The organism is Rhizobium sp. BK316, from assembly GCF_014193695.1.
Lineage (GTDB): Bacteria > Pseudomonadota > Alphaproteobacteria > Rhizobiales > Rhizobiaceae > Rhizobium.
In genome coordinates this window covers 79,657-99,655 of record NZ_JACHZR010000003.1, presented here as the reverse complement: position 1 = coordinate 99,655, position 19,999 = coordinate 79,657, and the positions used below count along the sequence as shown (strand labels likewise).

At 61.4% G+C, this 19,999-nt stretch carries 19 protein-coding genes; 6 read left to right on the top strand and 13 right to left on the bottom strand.

Translation table 11 applies throughout. The annotated features are described in order from the left end of the window. Positions 1-12: 12 nt before the first annotated feature. Positions 13-543 carry a hypothetical protein gene (locus tag FHT87_RS14550; protein ID WP_183802845.1) on the bottom strand — a complete coding sequence of 177 codons (531 nt, stop codon included), beginning with the start codon at positions 541-543 and terminating at the stop codon, positions 13-15. 229 nt (positions 544-772) lie between these two features. Here FHT87_RS14550 and FHT87_RS14545 point away from each other — a divergent pair, with 229 nt between their 5' ends. Genes FHT87_RS14545 through FHT87_RS14525 form a run of 5 tightly spaced genes read left to right on the top strand, consistent with a single transcriptional unit; the run spans position 773 to position 4,591 of the window. After that, positions 773-1,444 carry an amino acid ABC transporter permease gene (locus tag FHT87_RS14545; protein ID WP_183802842.1) on the top strand — a complete coding sequence of 224 codons (672 nt, stop codon included), beginning with the start codon at positions 773-775 and terminating at the stop codon, positions 1,442-1,444. Beyond that, positions 1,444-2,115, top strand: a complete 672-nt coding sequence (locus FHT87_RS14540; protein WP_183802839.1) for an amino acid ABC transporter permease — start codon at positions 1,444-1,446, stop codon at positions 2,113-2,115. Before FHT87_RS14545 ends, FHT87_RS14540 begins: the two co-directional genes overlap by 1 nt. Before the next feature lies 1 nt (position 2,116). Next, positions 2,117-2,851, top strand: a complete 735-nt coding sequence (locus FHT87_RS14535; protein WP_183802837.1) for an amino acid ABC transporter ATP-binding protein — start codon at positions 2,117-2,119, stop codon at positions 2,849-2,851. Between the two features lie 8 nt (positions 2,852-2,859). Continuing rightward, the gene (locus FHT87_RS14530; protein WP_183802834.1) at positions 2,860-3,777 is read left to right on the top strand and encodes an isoaspartyl peptidase/L-asparaginase; all 918 of its coding nucleotides are present in this window, start codon (positions 2,860-2,862) and stop codon (positions 3,775-3,777) included. 22 nt (positions 3,778-3,799) lie between these two features. After that, on the top strand, positions 3,800-4,591 hold the full coding sequence (locus FHT87_RS14525) for a transporter substrate-binding domain-containing protein (RefSeq protein ID WP_183802831.1): 792 nt from the start codon (positions 3,800-3,802) through the stop codon (positions 4,589-4,591). A 40-nt stretch (positions 4,592-4,631) separates the two neighbouring features. Here FHT87_RS14525 and FHT87_RS14520 read toward each other — a convergent pair whose 3' ends face one another. After that, positions 4,632-5,633 carry a LacI family DNA-binding transcriptional regulator gene (locus FHT87_RS14520; protein ID WP_183802827.1) on the bottom strand — a complete coding sequence of 334 codons (1,002 nt, stop codon included), beginning with the start codon at positions 5,631-5,633 and terminating at the stop codon, positions 4,632-4,634. Between the two features lie 192 nt (positions 5,634-5,825). Between FHT87_RS14520 and FHT87_RS14515 the strand changes: the two genes are divergently transcribed. Further along, complete coding sequence (locus FHT87_RS14515; RefSeq protein ID WP_183802824.1) at positions 5,826-6,302, top strand: cupin domain-containing protein; 477 nt, start codon at positions 5,826-5,828, stop codon at positions 6,300-6,302. Between the two features lie 8 nt (positions 6,303-6,310). Here the strand turns inward: FHT87_RS14515 and FHT87_RS14510 are convergent, their stop codons facing one another. From FHT87_RS14510 to FHT87_RS14460, 11 genes are all read right to left on the bottom strand, one after another. Next, positions 6,311-7,924 carry a GMC family oxidoreductase N-terminal domain-containing protein gene (locus FHT87_RS14510; RefSeq protein ID WP_183802822.1) on the bottom strand — a complete coding sequence of 538 codons (1,614 nt, stop codon included), beginning with the start codon at positions 7,922-7,924 and terminating at the stop codon, positions 6,311-6,313. 8 nt (positions 7,925-7,932) lie between these two features. Beyond that, complete coding sequence (locus FHT87_RS14505) at positions 7,933-9,150, bottom strand: mandelate racemase/muconate lactonizing enzyme family protein (protein WP_183732476.1); 1,218 nt, start codon at positions 9,148-9,150, stop codon at positions 7,933-7,935. A gap of 11 nt (positions 9,151-9,161) precedes the next feature. Then, entirely contained in the window at positions 9,162-10,580 is a 1,419-nt protein-coding gene (locus FHT87_RS14500; protein WP_183802819.1) for an aldehyde dehydrogenase family protein, read from the bottom strand. A gap of 97 nt (positions 10,581-10,677) precedes the next feature. Next, a complete protein-coding gene (locus FHT87_RS14495) occupies positions 10,678-12,267 on the bottom strand; it encodes an ABC transporter ATP-binding protein (protein WP_183802816.1) in 1,590 nt (529 codons plus the stop codon). Beyond that, entirely contained in the window at positions 12,264-13,109 is an 846-nt protein-coding gene (locus FHT87_RS14490; RefSeq protein ID WP_183802813.1) for an ABC transporter permease, read from the bottom strand. The genes FHT87_RS14495 and FHT87_RS14490 overlap by 4 nt, the downstream gene beginning before the upstream one ends. Positions 13,110-13,116: 7 nt before the next feature. Next, the gene (locus FHT87_RS14485) at positions 13,117-14,076 is read right to left on the bottom strand and encodes an ABC transporter permease (RefSeq protein ID WP_348649366.1); all 960 of its coding nucleotides are present in this window, start codon (positions 14,074-14,076) and stop codon (positions 13,117-13,119) included. A 50-nt stretch (positions 14,077-14,126) separates the two neighbouring features. Then, a complete protein-coding gene (locus FHT87_RS14480; protein WP_183802810.1) occupies positions 14,127-15,752 on the bottom strand; it encodes an ABC transporter substrate-binding protein in 1,626 nt (541 codons plus the stop codon). Positions 15,753-15,789: 37 nt separating this feature from the next. Continuing rightward, positions 15,790-16,785 (bottom strand): LysR family transcriptional regulator, encoded by a 996-nt coding sequence (locus FHT87_RS14475; RefSeq protein WP_183732486.1) that lies wholly within the window; start codon positions 16,783-16,785, stop codon positions 15,790-15,792. Next, positions 16,785-18,230, bottom strand: a complete 1,446-nt coding sequence (locus FHT87_RS14470) for an NAD-dependent succinate-semialdehyde dehydrogenase (RefSeq protein WP_183732489.1) — start codon at positions 18,228-18,230, stop codon at positions 16,785-16,787. The genes FHT87_RS14475 and FHT87_RS14470 overlap by 1 nt, the downstream gene beginning before the upstream one ends. A 1-nt stretch (position 18,231) precedes the next feature. Further along, the gene (fae, locus tag FHT87_RS14465) at positions 18,232-18,741 is read right to left on the bottom strand and encodes a formaldehyde-activating enzyme (protein ID WP_183732491.1); all 510 of its coding nucleotides are present in this window, start codon (positions 18,739-18,741) and stop codon (positions 18,232-18,234) included. Positions 18,742-18,774: 33 nt separating this feature from the next. Continuing rightward, on the bottom strand, positions 18,775-19,770 hold the full coding sequence (locus FHT87_RS14460; protein ID WP_183732494.1) for an aldo/keto reductase: 996 nt from the start codon (positions 19,768-19,770) through the stop codon (positions 18,775-18,777). Positions 19,771-19,999 lie beyond the last annotated feature (229 nt).

Here is a 19,999-nt window from a genome sequence, read left to right as displayed (position 1 = left end):
GGTGATGAAAATTCAGTTAGCGCTTTCAGCAAAGGCCTCAAGCTCGGGGTCGAAATCGACCTCGACAACATTGATGTAGACGGCAGTGGCAATCATGATGCCGGCAAAAGCCACGAGATCGACGAGTACCTTGGTGTCATAACGCGCCTTCAGCTCGGCCCAGATATCGGCAGGAATAGCCTTGGAATCGGCGACAACGGCCGTGCAAAAACGTTTAAGCAACGATTCCGTTTCGCTGAGTTCCAAAGCATCCGGGTTGAACCCGTTCTTGATCAGCGCCCGGCGAAAGAAGGTGATGGCGATATCGGACTTCAGCGCCTTGGAGATCGAATGCGAAAAGATCCAGATTTCGCGGTCGCTGATAGCAGGATTGAGCTCGGCTCGGAGCGTGAACCACTCCGCATAGATACGATGAGCCTCCGGCGAATGCAGTAACGTCCGCTTCATATTGGTCATGTTGCCGCGAACACGCACTTCCTCGTCATGTGCTGCGCGAATCTCTTCGGAAGCGGTGTCGTAATCGATATGAGGAAGCTGGCTCATGCGGATTGCTCTTTCTTTGTGCGATAAAGGCTAACGAGGTGGCGAGATATTGTGCAGTCCATATTCATCCAGCTTTTCCGCCTTTTGACGAAAAATATTCCGCCGAACGTTACCGGCAAAAACGAACTTTTCGTCACAGATATATCAGCATTTCATATCAGGCGTTCTTGACATCAGAGCACACAAACGACACGATGAAACCGGTTTCAATCACACATAGGGAGTGATCGTGCGGTTCGACCTTTCGATCCTCTTGCCCCATCTGGGCTTTCTCGCGCAAGGCGCGCTGCTGACAGCGGAGGCCTGTGCGCTGGCGCTGATCGGCAGCGTCATCATGGGCGCTTTCGTCGCCATTGCGCGCACCTCTTCCTCCGCCCTCCTGCGCAGGATTTCCTTCGTCTACGTCGATATCTTCCGCAACGTCCCCTTCATCGTGCAGCTGTTCTTCTTCTATTACGGCCTGCCGGAGATCGGCATCTATATCGATGCCTTCACGACAGGTGTCGTGGCGCTGTCAATTGCCGGCGGCGCCTATGCCTCCGACGTTATCCGCGCCGGCATTCTGGCGATCGATCCCGGCATCATCGAAGCCGCCGAAGTGAGCGGCCTGTCGCGCCGAGTGGTCTTCACCAAGATCGTGCTGCCGATCGCGCTCAGAACCTCCGTTCGCCCGCTTGGCTCCGTGCTGATTAACATGATCCTGACATCGTCGATCCTCTCGACGATCACGCTGAACGAGCTGACCGGCTCGGCGCAGATCGTCGTTTCGCAAACCTACCGGCCCTTCGAAGTCTATGTCGTGCTGCTCGTTGTCTACGCACTGCTGACCTATCTCGTGTCACTCGGCATCGCCCTCCTCCACCGCCGCCTGAACCGCGACATGATGGAGGCCGTGGCCTGATGCGTTTTTCTGATTTCACCCCTTTCGATATCTGGCTGCTGCTGCAGGGCCTTGGCGTCAGCCTCGGCCTGTTCTTCTCAACCTCGCTGATTGGCCTCTTCATCGGCACGCTCTGGGCCATCTGCCGCTTCTATCGTGTGCCGGTGCTGACACCGATCATCACCTTCTTTGCCGAACTCCTGAAGAACTCGCCTGTTCTGGTGCAGCTCTTCCTCGTCTTCTTCGGCTTGCCCGGCCTCCTGCATATCCGCATCACGCCGACGACGGCCGCAACCATCACGCTGTCGGCCAATACAGCAGCCTTCGTTTATGTCATCGCGGTCTCGGCAATCGAATCCATCGGCCGCGACCAGATCGAGGCTGCCCGCGTCTTCGGCCTTACCCGCTGGCAGGTGCTGCGCCATGTCGTGGCACCGCAGGCCATGGCCTTCGCCATCGGCCCGCTCACAGCGCTTCTCGTCAACCAGTTGCAGGTCACCTCGCTGATCTCGGTCATCGGCGTCGTCGATCTCACCAAGATCGGCAACATCCTGAACCTGCGCACGCTAAAACCCTTCATCGTCTGGACGGTGGTCGGCCTGCTCTATTACGTCTGCGCCAAGCTGCTCGCATGGCTCGGCGCACGCTTCGAAAACCGCCTCAGGGCGCATGCCGCCTGGAGAGGGCTCTGATATGCTCAAAGTAGAAAACGTCAAAAAGGCCTTTGGCCCTACAACCGTCCTCGATGGCGTCAACCTCAACATTAATCCCGGCGAGGTCGTCTCCATCCTCGGCTCCTCCGGATCGGGCAAATCGACGCTGATCCGTTGCATCAACGGCCTGGAGAAGTTGAACGGCGGCCACATCACCGTCGATGATTTCGACGTCGGCAAGCCGAAAGAGCTGGCGGAAGCCCGTAAGCGCTCGGCCACGGTCTTCCAGCTCTTCAATCTCTATCCGCACATGACGGTGCTCGGAAATATCACGCTGGCGCCGATCGAGGTGCTGAAGAAGCCACGTGCCGAGGCTGAAGCCACCGCCCGCGCGTTGCTGCAATCCGTCGGCCTCGGCGACCGCGCCGATGCCTATCCCGCCCAGCTTTCCGGTGGCCAGCGTCAGCGTGTCGGCATCTGCCGGGCGCTTGCCATGCAGCCGCGTTACCTGCTGCTCGATGAAGTGACCAGCGCGCTCGACCCGGAAATGACGGCGGAAGTGCTCGCAATCCTCGCCAAGCTCGCAGCCGAAGGAACGACCATGCTCTTCGTCACCCACGAGATCGAATTCGCGCGGCAGATTTCCAATCGCATCGTCTTTCTCGACAAGGGCAAGCTGCTTGTCGATCTGCCGACTGCGGATTTCTTCGCCGCCGAGGGCGGCATGGCGCATCAGCGTATCGCCCAGTTCCTATCCAAAATGCGCAAAGATTAGAGGTATTCATGCTGCTCTTGGCCAATAAAGAAGCCTGGCCCGGTTTCCCGACGACGGTAAAGATGCTGCGCGAAGGCGCCGTCAGCCTCGACGCCATGGTCGCCGGCATCAGCAAGGTGGAAAGCGAAGTCCAGGTGCGCAGCGTCGGTTACGGCGGCTGGCCGAACATGCTCGGCAATATGGAGCTCGATGCCGCCGTCATGGATGGCAATACCCGCGATGTCGGCACCGTCGGCGCCGTGCCGAATACACTACCCGTCGCCCACCTTGCCCATGAGGTCATGAAGCGCCTGCCGCATGTGATGCTGACCGGCGACGGCGCTCGCCGCTTTGCCAGTGAAATCGGTTTCTCCGAAGATGACGTGCTCTTCCAAGACAGCAAGCGCGTCTGGTGGGAGCGCCTGGAAAAGGAACTGTCCCCGGAGGAACTGGCGAAATTCCCCGATATCCCGCTGGCACCCTTAAGCCGCGCCATCACCGATCCCGAGCGTGTGCGTGACACGACCGTCTTCCTGTCTGCCGATCCCACACGCGGTATTCACGCCGCGACCTCCACGTCCGGCTGGGCCTGGAAATATCCGGGCCGCCTAGGTGACAGCCCCATCCCTGGCGCCGGCTTCTATGCCGACAGCCGTTATGGCGCGGCCGCCTGTACCCATACCGGCGAAATGACCATGCGCTGCTCGACTGCGCGCACCGTCGTCCTGGCGCTCAAATTCGGCTATTCGCTTTCCGACGCCGTTAAGCTGGCCGTTGAAGAGCTCAACGAACTTTCCTCCGGTTTCCTGGCCGGCGTGGTCATCCATGCCGTCGATGCCAAGGGCAACCACGAGGTCGTGAATTTCAGATGCGAGGGCGAAATCCGCTACTGGCTCTGGGAGGACTCAATGCCCGAACCGGAACTTCGGGCCGCGAAACAGGCATAATCAAGAAGAGGGAAATGGAACCATGAAACGCATTCTCACAGCTATTGCCGCGCTGGCCGTCGTTGCCGGCTCTGCGCTTCCATCCTTTGCCGGCATGATCGACGATATCCGCTCGCGCGGCGTCGTGCGCATCGGCGTATCGCTCGGCGGCGAGCCGATTGGCTTCCGCGATGCGCAGAATAACCCGGTTGGTTATGACGTCGACGTCGCCACCCGCCTGGCTGAGAAACTCGGCGTACCGGTCGAATTTACCGATGTTTCCGGTGACGCCCGTATCTCCATGCTCGTCTCCGGCCAGATCGACGTGGCGATCGCCAACACCTCCGCCACGCTCGAGCGCGCCAAGGTCGTCAACTTCTCGATCCCCTATAACCGCGCCGGCCTGCGCGTCATCGTCCAGAAGGACGCTGCCATCAAGGAACTGAAGGACCTCGCCGGCAAGAAGGTCGTCGTCGGCCGCGGCACGACAGGCGAAACCTTCCTGAAGTCTGCCGTCCCGGATGCGCAGCTCGTCTATGTCGACCAGTTCGCTCCCGATGGCGTGCTGCAGCTCCAGCAGAAGCGCGTCGATGCTGCGATCGAAGACTCCTCGCTGCTCGACTACCTCGCCACCAAGAACCCGACGCTCGTGACCCTCGCCGGCCTCTATTCCAACGACCCGATCGGCATTGCGGTTGCCAAAGGCGATCCGGATTTCGTTCGCTGGCTCGACATGTTCGTTTCCGACTACATCCAGTCGGGCGCCTACGAAGCCAACTACAAGAAGTGGTGGGGCGCCGAAGCCAACCCGCCGGCTCTGAACCCGCAGTGGTAAGATGATACTCACAGGCCACCTTCGGGCGGCCTGTTTGCTATCAGGAGGTCAGGCGCGGAAAATAGGTCGTCGGCACGATGACCGGCGGCTGGCCGGGTTGAAAATCGCCGGGATTGGCGATGAAATCCACGATATGCTCGACATAGATGCCCTTGTCGTAGCCGATCGAGGAGATCGGATAGGCATCGAAATCGGTGAGCGACAGATTGTCGAAACCGTAGAGCCGGAAGCGCATCGGCCGGTTGGCGGGAAAATCGGCTCGGCAGACATCGAGAATGCCCATGGCCATCGCATCCGACGTGCAGAAGATCGCATCCGGGCAATCGGCGCCGGTCAGTTCCTTGGCCGCCGCATGCCCGCTCTCATAGGAATAGTCGCCTTGCACCGTGCGCACCAATTCTATGCCGTTCGTCGCGAAAGCCTGCTTGTAGAAAGCGATGCGCGCCTGCTCCATCGGCGAGGACGAACGGCCGGTAACGAGCCCCGCCCGCTTCACGCCTTTCTTCGCCGCATCGGCGACGGCTTCGGCGATGCCGATGCCCTCATCGGGAATGACAACAGGCGAAAGATCGTCATGCAGACCGTTCAGCATGACGACGAGATCGGAGCGGAACATGCGCCGCACCGTGGCCGCATCCGCAAAATCCGAAAAGACCAGCGCCGCATCGACATGATAGGCAACGCCATTGCGCAGGAATTCCTCGACGCGGGCGACCGAACCGATGCGGATCATGATGACCTGCTTGCCGATCGCTTGGATCTGGTCCAGCAGCCGGTCGAAAAGATCGAGGTCCGAGAGGTCATGGATGTGGTTGACGACGACGGCGACGAGATTGACCGTCTTGGTCGTCAGGCTCTGCGCCAGAAGATTCGGCTTGTAGCCAAGCTGGGCCGCCGCCTCGACCACGCGTTCACGTTTATCGGCCGAAACCGGCCGTGGCTCGTTGGAAAGCGCCCGGCTCGCAACCGCGCGCGACACTCCTGCCAGCTTTGCAACATCGGCAATCGTCGGAGCGGCATCGCGGCCAGTGTTCTGTGTCATATCGAGCGCTTTCCAACTTGTCATGGCGTGATAGCGCAGAGAAGCGCATCTTCGCTATCGGAAACTTGAGATCGTCCACTTTCATGGCACTGAAACCGGTGCCACCGGCCTTTTTCGCCGCAATGCCAGCCAGCAGCTCTTTGCCGCTGGCCTCGCCTTACCTAGATTGCCATCAAAAGCAGGAGGAGCGGCATGAGCGACGATCACGACCAGGAGCATATCGACTGGCGCGAACATGGCGTGAAGGTCATCCCCGGCAATGCGCTCGATCCGAATACCGCCCAGACGCCGGGCATGAATCGCGCGACCGCCATCAACAATGCACGTGCGGGTGCGGAAAAAATCTGGGCCGGCACAGTGACGATCCATGCCAACGCCAAGACTGGCGCCCATCACCACGGCGATCTCGAGAGCATCATCTATGTGGTGAAAGGCAAGGCCCGCATGCGCTGGGGCGAAAAGCTCGAATTCACCGCTGAAGCCGGCCCCGGCGATTTTATTTATGTGCCGCCCTTTGTGCCGCATCAGGAAATCAATGCCAGCCGCGACGAGACGCTGGAATGCGTAGTCGTACGTTCAGGCCAGGAACCCGTCGTCGTCAACCTCGATATCGAGCCGGTCGAAAAGCCGGAAGACGTGCCGTGGATCGACCCGATCCATCGGCACTAGGCGCAAATTTAGGCAGCGGCGAGGATCATCGCCGCACCCTTTTCCGCCACCATCATCGTCGGAGCATTGATATTGCCGGCCGTGATGTTCGGGAAGATCGAGGCGTCGACGATCCGCAGCCCATTGATGCCGTGCACCTTCAGCGAAGCATCGACGACGGATGTCGTTGCATCCGGCCCCATCGCAGCCGATCCGCAGAGGTGATAGATCGAACCGGAATTGCCGCGGAAATAGGTGAGCAACTCCTCGTCCGTGCGAGCCTCTGCCGAAGGCGGCATCTCCATTTCGGTGATCGCCCGCAGCGCTGGCGCTTCCATGATCCGCCGCACAAGCCGGCTGCCCTGGATCACCTCTTCTTCGTCATGGACGGTGCCGAGATAGTTCGGCCGGATCTGCGGCACATCCGTCAACTCGGGCGAGACGATGCTGACAGTCCCGCGGCTTGTCGGCCGGCAGGAATTGAAGGCCAGCAGGAAGCCCGAGTAGGGCTCCGGCCTCAGCCCCGCCTTCGGATCGGTCGGGATGCGGTAGGAGAGCGGGTTGAAGTAAAGCTGGATATTCGGCCGCTCTTCCTCCGGACTGCCGCGCAGGAAAGCGCCGGCCTGATTGACGCTGAGCGCCAGCGGCCCCCGTCGCGTCAGGATATAACGCAAGGCCTGCCGCGCCTGCCCGAAGATCGTGCCGAGTTCGTCATTCAGCGTCGGCACGGTGGAGCGGTAATAGAAGCTGGCGCAGAGGTGGTCCTGAAGATTCTTGCCGACCGCCGGCAGATGCCGGATCAACGGAACGCCGAGGGATTGCAGCTGGGCACCATCGCCGATACCGGAAAGCTGCAGCAGTTTGGGCGTATCCACTGCACCGGCCGAGAGAATAACCTCCTGGCGCGCCGAATAGCTGGTGATGCCACCCGAACCGATCACCTCGACACCGGTCGCGCGGGCTTCAGCATCGACGATCACCCGGCGCACCCGGCTATCGCGCAGGATCGCGAGATTGGGTCGCCCGAGCGCCGGCCGCAGATAGGCGAGCGATGAGGAGGAGCGCACGCCGTTCCGCGTGTTGATATCGTAAATGCCGGCGCCTTCGATGCTTTCGCCGTTGAAATCCGCGTTCAGCGGCAGCTGCAATTCGGCGCAGGCCTCTAGGAAGCGCTCGGTAATCGCGTGCGATTGGCCCCGCATCGGCGTCACATGGATCGGCCCGCCGCCGCCATGATATTTGCTCTCACCACCCGCATGCGTCTCCAGCTTGCGGAAGAAGGGCAGCACGTCCTCATAGCCCCAGCCGAGATTGCCGGCGGCCTTCCAGTCGTCGAAATCGTCGGCCGCACCGCGCACGAAGATCATCGCATTGATCGAGCCCGAACCGCCCTGCACCTTGCCACGCGGAGCATAGATGCGCCGGCCATTGAGCGCCGCTTCCGGCTCACTCCAATACATCCAGTTGACCTTCGGATCGTAATAGGAGCGTGCATAGCCGACCGGGACACGAAACCACGGCGAACTGTCATTGCCGCCAGCCTCGATCAGCAGCACGTTGTGTCTGCCGCTCTCGCTGAGGCGTGCGGCCAGAATGCAGCCAGCCGAGCCGGCGCCGACGATGATGTAATCGTATGTCGTCATCTTCGTTCTCAGCCGCGGGCCGGGGCAAAGGCCTTCACGTCGGCGGGCTTTTCATCCATTTGCAGATGCAGTCGCTGCCCTTCGTAAGGCGAGTGTTTGGCAACGACATCGAGATTAAGTTCCACGCCCAGTCCCGGCTCGTCAGACGGGATCAGGTAACCGTCCTCGAAGCGCAGCGGTGTCTTCAGGATCTCGGCAAAGAAGCCCGAGAAATCGACAACCGCCTCATGAATCAGGAAGTTTGGCGATGACGCGGCGAGCTGGATGCTAGCAGCTGCGCCAATGGGGCCATTATAAAGATGCGGCGCGATCTGTGCATAATGCGCCTCCGCCATGCCGGCGATCTTCTTGGATTCGAGAATGCCCCCGGCACGTGCCACGTTCATCTGCAGGATCGAGGCCGCACCGGTTTCCAGCACGCGCTGGAATTCGTATTTCGTCGTCAGCCGTTCACCAGTCGAAATCGGGATCGACGTCTTACGGGCGACTTCCGCCATCGCCTCTTCCCGGCCGGGCGGCACAGGCTCCTCGAACCACAGCGGATCGTATTTCTCCAGCCGCCGCGCTAGCCGGATCGCCGAAGACGGCACCATCTGGCCATGCGTGCCGAACAGCAGATCGGCACTGCTGCCGACAGCCGCGCGGATTTTGGCGCAAAACTCTTCGCAGCGGTCCATCACCCCGAGCGACACCTGATGACCGGAATAAGCCGTATAGGGGCCGGCCGGATCGAACTTGACGGCGGTAAAGCCCATCTCGACCAACTTCACCGCGCATTCGGCGGCAAGGTCCGGATCGTTATAGTCGTATTCTCCGGCGGCGTTCTTCGGATAGAGATAGGTATAGGCGCGCAGCTTCTCATGCACGCGCCCGCCAATCAGCTTGTGCACCGGCTTGCCGGCCGCCTTGCCGATAATGTCCCAGCAAGCGATCTCAAGGCCGGAGACGATGCCCATCATAGTCGGATCCGGGCGCTGCGTAAAACCGCTCGAATAGGCAAGCCGCCAGAAGCGCTCGATATCATGCGGATCATGGCCGAGCAGATAGCGCTGGAAGACATCTTCGATCAGCGGCACGAGCGCCTTCGGATGGAAGGCGGTGGAATAGATCTCCCCGACGCCTTCGATACCGTCAGCCGTCGTCAGGCGCACGAAGATCCAGTACATGCCGCCGATATGCGGCGGCGGGACGGCGACGACATGGGTGGAAAGCGATGCGATCTGCATGACCGTGATCCTCAATGCTTGAGTATGACGAGGCGTGTCTGGGTGAATTCGAGCATGCCGTGCTTGCCGTCATCGCCGCCGAGACCGGAGCGCTTCCAGCCGGCGTGATAGCCCTGATAGGGATCGGCAGGGAAACGGTTGACGTAGAATTCGCCGGCCTCGATCGCGTCGGAGAACCGCATGATCGTGCGGTGATTGTTGGTAAAGAGCACCGAGCTCAGTCCGAACTGGTGGTCATTGGCGAGCGCGAGCGCTTCATCCGTCGTGTCATAGCCGACGACAGGCAGCACCGGCCCGAAGGTTTCTTCGGCGATGATCTCCATGTCCTGACGGCAACTGGATAGCAGCGTCGGCGGATAGAAGAAGCCTGGACCTTCCGGAAGGATACCGCCAGCCTCGATATGCGCCCCCTGCTCCACCGCCTTCAAAACAGCCTTATGCACGTTCATCTGTGCAGACTTCGTGGCGAGCGGCCCGACACGTGACGCATCGACCGAACGGTCGCCGAAGGCGCGTGTGGCAAAGCCGGCCTTCAGCTTGGCAAGCAACGCGTCATGGATGGAGCGATGCACATAGACACGCTCCGGCGCGGTGCAGAGCTGTCCGCAATGATTGGTCTTGGCGGCAACGAGCTGTGCGGCAACGGCATCGAGATCCGCATCCGGCTCGACGATGACCGGCGTCTTGCCGCCGAGCTCCAGCGACGGTTTGGCAATGTTCGCCTTGCAATAGTCGAGCACGACGCGACCAGCCTGCAGGCTGCCGGTCAGCGTGATCATCCCGACCTTAGGATGGGTGCAAAGCGTCGCCGCAACCTCATGCGACATGGTGAGGATGTTGACGAGCCCGGCCGGCAGCCCAGCCTCGGCTACGGCTTCGGCGATCTCGAAAGCCGAGGTCGGCGTCGAATTGCTCGGACGGACGACGACGGCATTGCCGGCGATGAGCGCCGGCGCAATCTTGCGCACCAGCGTGTAGATCGGGAAATTGAAGGGTATCAGGCAGGCGACGACGCCGATCGCTTCGCGCTTCAGGAGCAGCGTCTCATTGGCATTGTCGCTCGGGATGATTTCGCCCTCGATGCGACGTGCCCATTCGGCGTGATAGCGCATCAGTTCGGCGCCATAGATTGCCTCGCCCGTCGCATCGGCAAGGCTCTTGCCGGACTCCAGCGCCAGGGCGGCACCGATCTTTTCCGCCCGCTGCTCGATGACGGCGGCGAGCTTGCGCAGCGCATCGCCGCGCGCAATCGCCGGCAACGCCCGCCATTCCTTCTGCGCCTTCGCGGCAGTCTCGACGGCCTCGATGGCTTCATCGGCAGTCGCCGACGGCACGTTGGCGAATTGGGCTTCTGTTGCCGGATTGAGCACCGGCACCAGAGCACCGGAAGACCGGAATTCTCCGGCGATGAAATTGCGATATTCCGTCATGACGACATCCTCGGGACAATAGCTGACTCCACGCATGCCGGCTCAAGCCGGCCATGCGTTGAAACGGAACAGGGTGCCGACGCCCGGAAGGCGGCAGCTAGAACGTGCTGCGGCCCGGCGCCGCGTCGAGAAGCGTTCTCGTATAGGGATGCGTCGGTGCCCGCAGCACCTGGGCTGCACTGCCACGCTCGACGATTTCACCCTTCTGCATCACCACGATCTCATCGCTGATCTGGGCGGCGACACGCAGGTCATGGGTGATGAAGACGATGGCGAGCTGAAGCTTCTCCTGCAGTTCGCGAAGCAGTTTCAGAACCTGCGCCTGTACCGACACGTCGAGCGCCGAAACGCTTTCGTCGGCAATCAGCACATCCGGCCGCATGGCAAGCGCCCGGGCAATGCCGATACGCTGCCGCTGACCGCCGGAAAATGCGGATGGCTTGCGCCAATAGGCGCTCTTCTGCAGGCCAACGAGATCGAGCAACTCCTCCGCGCGCCGCCGTGCCTCGCCTGCCTCGACACCGGCAAGCATGGCGGAACGGGCGATCATCGGCCCGACGCGGCGGCGCGGATTGAGCGAGCCGAACGGATCCTGGAAGATCATCTGGATCGAGCGGCGGCGCGCCCGCAACGGCGCCGGCGCAAGACCGAGAAGATCGGCACCAGCAACCTCCACCCGGCCGCTTTTCGGTTCGATCAGACGGATCATGGCCTTGGCAAGCGTGGACTTGCCGCAACCGGATTCACCGACGATAGAAACCACCCGGCCCGGCGGCAGGGTCAGTTCCACATGCTTCAGAACCTGAACGCTGCCATAGGAATGCTGGAGATCATGCACCGCAAGCACCGGCTCCTCACCCTGCGGCGGTGCCGGCCGATCATGCGGCGTCAGGCTCGGAACGGCCGCAATGAGTTCCTTCGTATAGGGATGGCTTGGTGCTGTCAGTACCTGCTTCGCATCACCGATCTCGACGATCTCACCATGGCGCATGACCGCCACGCGGTCGGCAATATCGGCGACCACGCCGAAGTCGTGGGTGATGAAGACGATGCCGTGGCCATGCACGTCGCGCAACTCGCGCACCAGCTTCAGCACCTGTGCCTGGGTCGTCACGTCGAGCGCCGTCGTCGGCTCATCGGCAATCAACACGCGCGGGTTCATGGCAAGCGCCATGGCGATGACGACGCGCTGGCACTGGCCACCCGAGAGCTCATGCGGATAGGCCTGCAGGATGCGATCCGGATTCGGCAGATGCATGGATTCGATCAGCGCCCGAGCGCGCTTCTTCCGCTCGGCGGCATCGAAATCCGAATGCAGTTCGAAGACTTCCTCGACCTGCGCGGAAACCGTCATCGCCGGATTGAGCGAGGCGATCGGCTCCTGGAAGATCATTGCGATATCGCTGCCCCGGATCGCCCGGAACGCCCGCTCGGAGAGGCCGACGAGATTGGTATCGCCGAGCACCACCTTGCCGTCAGCAATCTTGAGACCCTCGGGCACCGCTCCCATCAGCGCGCTCGACAGCACCGACTTGCCCGAACCGGACTCGCCGACGATGCAGAGAATTTCACGGGGCCTGAGGTCGAAGCTTGCAGCTTTCACGGCATAGGGCCGGTCGGCGCCCTTCGGCAGGGCGACGCTCAGATTTTCGACCCTGAGGATCGGTTGGCTTTCGTTGCTGCTCATGCACGCCTCCCCTGCGCTTCCGAGACTTCCCGCAATCCGTCTGCCAGCAGGCTCAAGCCTAGCATCAGCGACGAAATCGCAAGGCATGGAAAGATGACGAGATGCGGGAAGGCGATTGCCATAGCGCGGCCTTCATTCACCATCGTGCCCCAATCCGGCGTTGGTGGCGGTAGGCCGAGGCCAAGGAAGCCGAGCGTGCCAATGGTGATCGCCGTATATCCAAGGCGCAGGCAGAAATCGACTGCGAGCGGCCCGCTGGCATTGGGCAGAATATCGAAGAGCATGATGCGCCAGGTGCTTTCACCCTGGGTCACGGCGGCCGCCACATAGTCGCGGCTCGAAACGTCGATGGTGATACCGCGCACGATGCGGAAGATCGCCGGCGCGCTACCGAAGGTGACGGCAAGCACGATGTTGAAAGGCGAGGAGCCGACCACCACGATGATGACGATGTAGAGAACCAACACCGGGAAGGAGAGCACCACATTGGCGATGTAGGACAGCACCGCATCGCCCCAGCCACGCCAGTAGCCCGCAACGAGCCCGAGTACCACGCCGACCACATAGGCAGTCACCGTCGCGAGTGTCGAGAACACGACCACAGTGCGCGCGCCGTAGATCAGGCGCGAGAGAATATCGCGGCCGAGCTTGTCGGTTCCGAGCCAGAACACATCGCCGGACCGATCGGCAGCACCCGGCTTTGCAAGCGGCAGCAGCGTGCGGATCGGATCATAAGGGGCAAGGATTGGCGCGAAAATCGCCACCAGCAGCCAGCCGATCGTCAGGAAGCCGCCGATCAGGATGATCGGATTGGAGACGTAGGGTTGTACGACCTTCACCATGGCGCCCTCACTTCCGTCCCTTGGCTGCATCGAGCAGCGAGACGCGAGGATTGAGCCAGCCATAGGCGAGGTCGGAGAGGATTTGCGTCGCGACGACGACGACGACGCTCACCATCGCGCAGGCTTCGACGAGGCGGATATCGCTATTGAGCGCGGCGTCATAGAGCAGCGTGCCAAAGCCCTTATAGGCATAGAAAACCTCTACGACGATGACGCCGGACAACAGCCAGGGAAACTGCAGCATGATGACGGTAACCGGCGTAATCAGCGCATTGCGCAATGCGTGGCGCCAGACGATGCGTGCCGTGCTCGCACCCTTCAGCCGCGCTGTACGGACGTAATGCGTGCCCATGACTTCGATCATAGAGGCGCGGGTGACACGCGCCAGGTAACCGGTGGAATAAAAGCCGAGCACCAAAACCGGCAGAATGATCTGCTGCAGCGAGAAACCGGATAGCATGGTGCTGGCGCCTGGCAGCCAGTGCAGCCAGAACACGAACACGGCGGAGAAGAAGACGGCGGAAGCGAAGTCCGGGATCGAGGTCGTCGCGATCGCGACAAAAGAGACGATACGATCGAGAACCGAACCCTGACGCATGCCGGCAATGATGCCTGCAAACAGGCCGACAGGCACGATCACCAGCAGCGCACCGCCAGCAAGGATTCCGGAAGCTGCAAGCCGATCGGGGATCAGCTGGGCAACGGGCGCACGATAGTAGGTGGACATGCCCCAGTCGCCGGTCACGAAGGACCAGAGCCAGCGGCCGTAACGAATGATGAAGGGATCGTCGTAACCGTTGGCCGTCAGCCACTGAGTGCGCTGTGCCGGCGTCGAGAACTGGCCGAGGACCTTGACGGCGACATCGCCGACATTGACCTCGAGTGCCAGGTAAACGAGCAGCGACACGGTGAACATCACCGCGAGCGCGCTTGCCAGTTTACGGAGAATAAAAAGGAAAACGGTCACGAACCACCTCTTTACCGGGTCGGGGCCGCGCCTGGCGGCCCCGCCGAAGATCAAGCCTTGGCGAGCCAGACGCCATCCATGCGGAAATAATCCGCCGGATGGAGCACGAAACCGCGGACGGTGGTGGCGGCGGCGCTGAAACGGTTCGGCCAGTAGGGTTGAATGATGACGCCAGAATCCTGCAGGATCTGCTGGACATCCTTCATGGCCTCAGGGCGCTTGGCCGGATCGACGACGGCCATCGCCTTGTCGAGCGCGGCGTCGAACTCCTTGCTTGCGAAATGGCTCTCGTTCCAGGCACCGCCGGAACGGTAGGCGAGGTCGAGCGTCATGGCGCCGAGCGGACGGTGCGCCCAGTAGGTAAGGCCGAAAGGAACCTTGTCCCAGATCGGCCAGTATTGAGAGGCCGGCAGCACATTGAGCTTCAGCCGGATGCCGACTTCGGCCAGATTCTGCTGCAGCACCTGCGCAGTATCCTGTTCCCAGGTACCCTGCGTATTGCCGAGAGTCAGCTCAAGGTCCAAACCGTCCTTGTAGCCGGCTTCTGCGAGCAGGGCCTTGGCCTTCTCGACATCGCGGGGCACAGCCGGCAGCGCGAAGTAATCGGGCTGAACCGGCGAGACGTGGAAATTGGCACCAACTTCGCCTTCGCCGCGATAGGCGACGTCGAGCATCTGCTTGTTGTCGGCGGCAAGCTGCACGGCCTTGCGGACGCGAACATCGTCGAACGGCTTCTGGTCGGACTGCATGCGCATGACGAGCGTGTGTGCCGCCTTGCCGGTCAGGATCTGGATGTTCGGCAGCGACTTCATGAGATCGTATTCGGCGATCGTCGCGCGGTAGATGATATCGATCTGGCCGCTCGAAAGGGCTGCGAGATGCGTGGTGATATCGGTGCCGAGGTCGATATACTGGATGCCGTCGAGATGGGCCGGCTTGCCCCAGTAATCGGCGCGCTTGGAAAAGACAGCCTGACGGCCGACTTCGTAAGCGTCCAGCTTGAACGGACCGGTACCAACAGGATTGGCCGGCCAGTTGGCGCCGCCCTTGACGAAGTCGCGGTGCAGCATTGGGCAGGTGTAAGAATAAAGCTGCTCGGGCAGCGAGGAAACTGCTCGCGACAGCGTGATGCGAACGGCGTGATCGCCGGTCTTTTCCACCTTCTCGACAGCCGAGAAAGCGGTCTTGTTGGAAGATTGCGAATCCGGGGCGATCCACCGCTCAACGTTGAAGATCACGTCTTCAGGCGTGAAGGCATCGCCATTCGACCACTTGGCGCGCTCGTCGAGCTCGAAGTCCCAGGTCTTGAGATCGGCAGACGGCGTCCAGCTCTTGGCGAGATAGGGATGCGTGACATTGTCGGCATCGACGAAGGTCAGGAATTCCAGGCTGTTGCGATAGAGGTTCGAAGCCTCGATCCAGCTTGTCATCATCGGGTCGGTCAGTTCCTGGATCTGGCAGCCGAAACGCAGCGTGCCGCCATCCGTGGGCGTTTCCTGCGCGAGCGCCGGCTTGCTGTCACCAAGGAAGGCGCTGGCGGAAGCCGCCGTCACACCGAGCCAGGCGACGGCGCGCAGGAAGCCGCGGCGGTCGATCTTGCCGGCACGGACTTGTTCGCACAGTTCCGGCACCGAGGGATGCAGCGGCTTGCCGCTGCTGGTCTTCAATTCAGTCATGATCTGCCTCCTCCTTGAATGGGCAGTATGGTCGCTATCAGGCACCCTCTGTGCCGGACACGATGCGCAGGGCGGGCCTTTCCCCTTCGTTCACCATGCGATTGCTGAAGCGGCTGATGATCCAGGATCGAAACCCTGTAATCAGTGGATCCACCAGCCCTTCCGCATCGGTCTTCAGGTAATAGCCGAAGCCTTCGTAATAATGTGCGGTGATCGGGGCAACCAGGCGGCCGCTTTCTATTTCCTCCCGAAACAGTGCCGGATCTGCCAGCACCAAACCCTGCCCCGACAAGGCGTATTGAACCCCGAGGCTGGCGCTGTCGAATGTCACGCCGCGCGCCACGGAAACCCCGCCCAGACCGTTCTGCACGAGGAAGCGCTGCCAGGTGAGGTAGGGCTCCATGTCGACGATCTTGATGTGAATGATTTCGTTTGCCGCGATGAAAGCCGCGATATCCGAAACCCCTCCCCTGACCAGATCGGGATGGCAAAGGATCGTCGGCCGCTCCTCCCAGAGCAGGTCGGTGATCCATTCATCGACGGCCGGTCGCGTGTAGACGACCGCGACATCGAATTCGCTGTCCGGTACGCCGTAAGGTGTCGAAATCTCCAGCAGCACATCCGGGAAGCTGCGCCGGAAATCGGTGAGCAACGGGACGGTGAGCTTCATCGCAAAGCTCGGCGGCAGGTTGATGCGCAGCTTGCGCTGGCGCTGTTCGTCCGGCGCACAGACCTCCTTCAGCGCCTGCTCGATACGGTCGAAACCCTTGCCAATACCGGTGGCGAGCGAGCGTCCGTCATCCGTCAGCGTCGTGGCCTTATGGCCGCGTTCGAACAGCTTGCGCCCGATGCTCTCTTCCAGACCGATGACATGCCGCGAAAGCGCGCTCTGCGAAATGTTGAGCGCGGCGGCTGCCGCTGTGAAGCTGCCGTGGTGCGCGACAGCCTCGAAGGCCCTTAGCGCATTCAGCGGCAACCGGCGGCGATCGACCGCCGGCTCCTTCTTCGTCTGGGGAGAGCGATCCTCCGTCATTATCCCGCAAGCCCGCCGAACAGGACGTATTTGCTCTCGAGATATTCATCGAGCCCTTCGGCAGCACCTTCGCGGCCGAGACCCGACTGCTTGACGCCGCCGAAGGGAGCGACTTCCGTCGAGATTACGCCCTCGTTGATGCCAACCATTCCCGCTTCCAGAGCCTCGGCCACACGCCAGGCGCGGCCGAGATTCTGTGTGAAGAAATAGGCCGAAAGACCGGTTTCCGTATCATTGGCAAGCGCGATCGCCTCTTCCTCGCCCTTGAAGCGGAAAAGGCCGGCAACTGGACCGAAAGTCTCTTCGGCCGCAAGCGCCATCTTGGTCGTCATGCCGGTCAACACCGTCGGCTCGTAGAACAGGCCGCCACGTTCGTGCGGCTTTCCGCCGGTCAGTACCTTGGCGCCCTTTTCGACGGCATCGGCCACATGCCGCTCGACCTTCGTCAGCGCCGGCGCATTGATGAGCGGTCCCTGTGCCGCGCCGTCCTCGATGCCGGGCGCCACCTTCATGGCCACAACAGCCTTAGCAAGCGCCTCGGCATAGCGATCATAGATGCCGTCCTCAACGAGGATGCGGTTGGCGCAGACGCAGGTCTGTCCGGTATTGCGGAATTTGGAGGCGATCGTGCCGCGCACGGCCTGATCGATATCGGCATCGTCAAAGACGATCAGCGGCGCGTTGCCGCCGAGCTCGAGGCTGATGCGCTTCACCGTATCGGCGCTCTGACGCATGAGCAGCTTGCCGGTCGCCGTCGATCCCGTAAACGAAAGCTTGCGGACAACGGGACTCTTCATCCAGACGCCGACGACATCAGCCGGCGACTTCGTCGTCACCACGCTGACGACACCGGCGGGAACGCCGGCCTGCTCGCCGAGACGGGCAAGCGCCAGCGCCGAAAGCGGCGTGTCTTCAGCCGGCTTGATGATGATGGTGCAGCCCGCCGCAAGTGCCGGTCCGACCTTGCGGGTAATCATCGCCAACGGGAAGTTCCACGGGGTGACCGCCGCGACAACACCAACCGGCTCCTTCATGACGACGATGCGGGCATCGGCCTTGTGGGATGGCACGACGCCGCCATGGGCACGGCGGCCCTCTTCGGCAAACCAGGTCAGGAAGCCTGCCGCATAAGCGACCTCGCCGCGCGCCTCCGCAAGGGGCTTGCCCTGCTCGGCCGTCAGCAGCCGCGCGAGGTCTTCCTGATTGGCAAGCATTAGCTCCGCCCAGCGGCGCAGCACCGCAGAGCGCTCCGAGGCGATCGTCTTGCGCCAGGTCTTGAAGGCCTTCGCAGCGGCATCGACCGCCCGCTGGGCCTCAGTCGCGCCGCAATCCGGCACGGTCGCAAGCTCGCTGCCGTCGGCTGGGTTGAGCACGGCGAAGCGCTTGCCGTCAGCAGCACTGCCCCAGCCTTCGCCGATCAGCGCATTGTCTTCGATAAGTTTCATGTCAGGCGACCTTAGGCGTGAAAAATGGATTACCGACCGTTGCTACGCCTTCGGCAAGCTCGGCACGCGACGGCCAACCTTTCATCAGTGCACGCTTGGCTGCAAGATGCGTCGCAGCCTTGTTGTTATGATATACTTCTTCGGCGTCGTTTGCCGATGGATTGACCCAGACGGCGGCGATCGCCAACCAGTCGTCCTCGGCCTCGGCCGGCAGCGAAGCGTCGAGCAGTGCGGCGGTGATGCCGGCAGCGACACCGGCCTGCGCAGGCCCCCAAGTCATCAGCTCATGCGACGAACCGGATTCCATCACTGCCTTTGCAATGAAGAGCGTCACGGGTTTCGCCGGCAGGTTCGGCTTCAACACCGCCTGGAACGGCAGGTGGCCGGGACCGGGGCTTGCGGCCGCACCGGCGAGCGCGCCGGAAATCGGACCATTCTTCGGGCCGAGATAGAGATTGATATGGGCAGCGTTCGGGCCGGAACCCTCGAAGCCTTCACCGATATAAAGCATTGAAATCTCCAGTAGCGATGCGAGTCGAACCCATTATGCCTTCGAAAGAGAGCGGGGGCGACGGATCGGATTGTAATCGTTGATCATGTCGCGCGGGCGGTAGGGCTCTTCAAGGAAGATGCGTTCTTCCGCCGTCAGCTCGATCGCAGCAGCTTCGATTGCGGCAACGACATGCTCGGGGCTCTCCGTGCCGACGATCGGAACCGTGCTGTTGCCGGAACCAATGACCCAGGCCTGGGCGATCTGGCTCGCCGTCTTGACGCGCTTGGCAGCGACTTCGTTGACGCGCTTGGCAATCTCCTGGTCGATCTCGTCGCCGAACCAGTCGAGATAGAGGTCATGGGCGATGCGCGGCGCAGAACCGCCACCGGCAAGATAACCGCGGGCGAGCGGCGAGAAGGTCGTGACCGCGATCCCCTCGTCATGGCAGTAAGGCATCATTTCGCGCTCCTCCTCGCGGTAGAGCAGCGAATACTGGCACTGCATGTTGACGAACCGCGTCCAGCCGTTCTTGTCGGCGACATGGTTCATCTTGGCGAACTGCCAGGAATACATGGTGGAGGCGCCAATATAACGCGCCTTGCCTGACTTCACGATATCGTGGAGCGCGCTCATCGTCTCGTCAACAGGCGTTTCCGGGTCAAAGGCGTGGATGATGTAGAGATCGACATAGTCGGTACCCATCTGCTTCAGCGACTTGTCGATCGATGCCATCAGATGCTTGCGCGACAGGCCTTTGTCGTTCGGATCGTCGCTCATCGGGTAGAAGGCCTTGGTGGCGAGCACCAGCCTTTCGCGGTCCGTCAGCGACAAAAGCGTGCGCGCAACGACCTGCTCATTGACGCCGGTCGAATACCAGTCCGCCATATCGAAGAAGTTGATGCCGACATCGAGCGCCTTCTTGAGGATCGGCACCGACTTCTCCTCGTCGAGCACCCAACCCTTCCACCGGGATGTGCCGATACCCATAGTACCAAGGCAAAGCGACGAAACCTTCAGGCCGGTCTGGCCAAAGCGCACACATTCCACAGCAATGTCCTAAAAGTGTTTCTCCCTGTCAGGACTATGGCGTGGCGACACTATTGTGACAAATAGGTTTATTCGATGCGATTATCTCAAAATGAGATATGGCATTCCTTTCCCCGCGCAGACAAGTTTCAAAGCCATTCGCGCAGAAACGGACCTGCCGCTTCGTATGGCCGGACCAAAACCTAAGTATAGTTATGCGGAAAAGCTCTTCGATCTACCTTCTACTCGT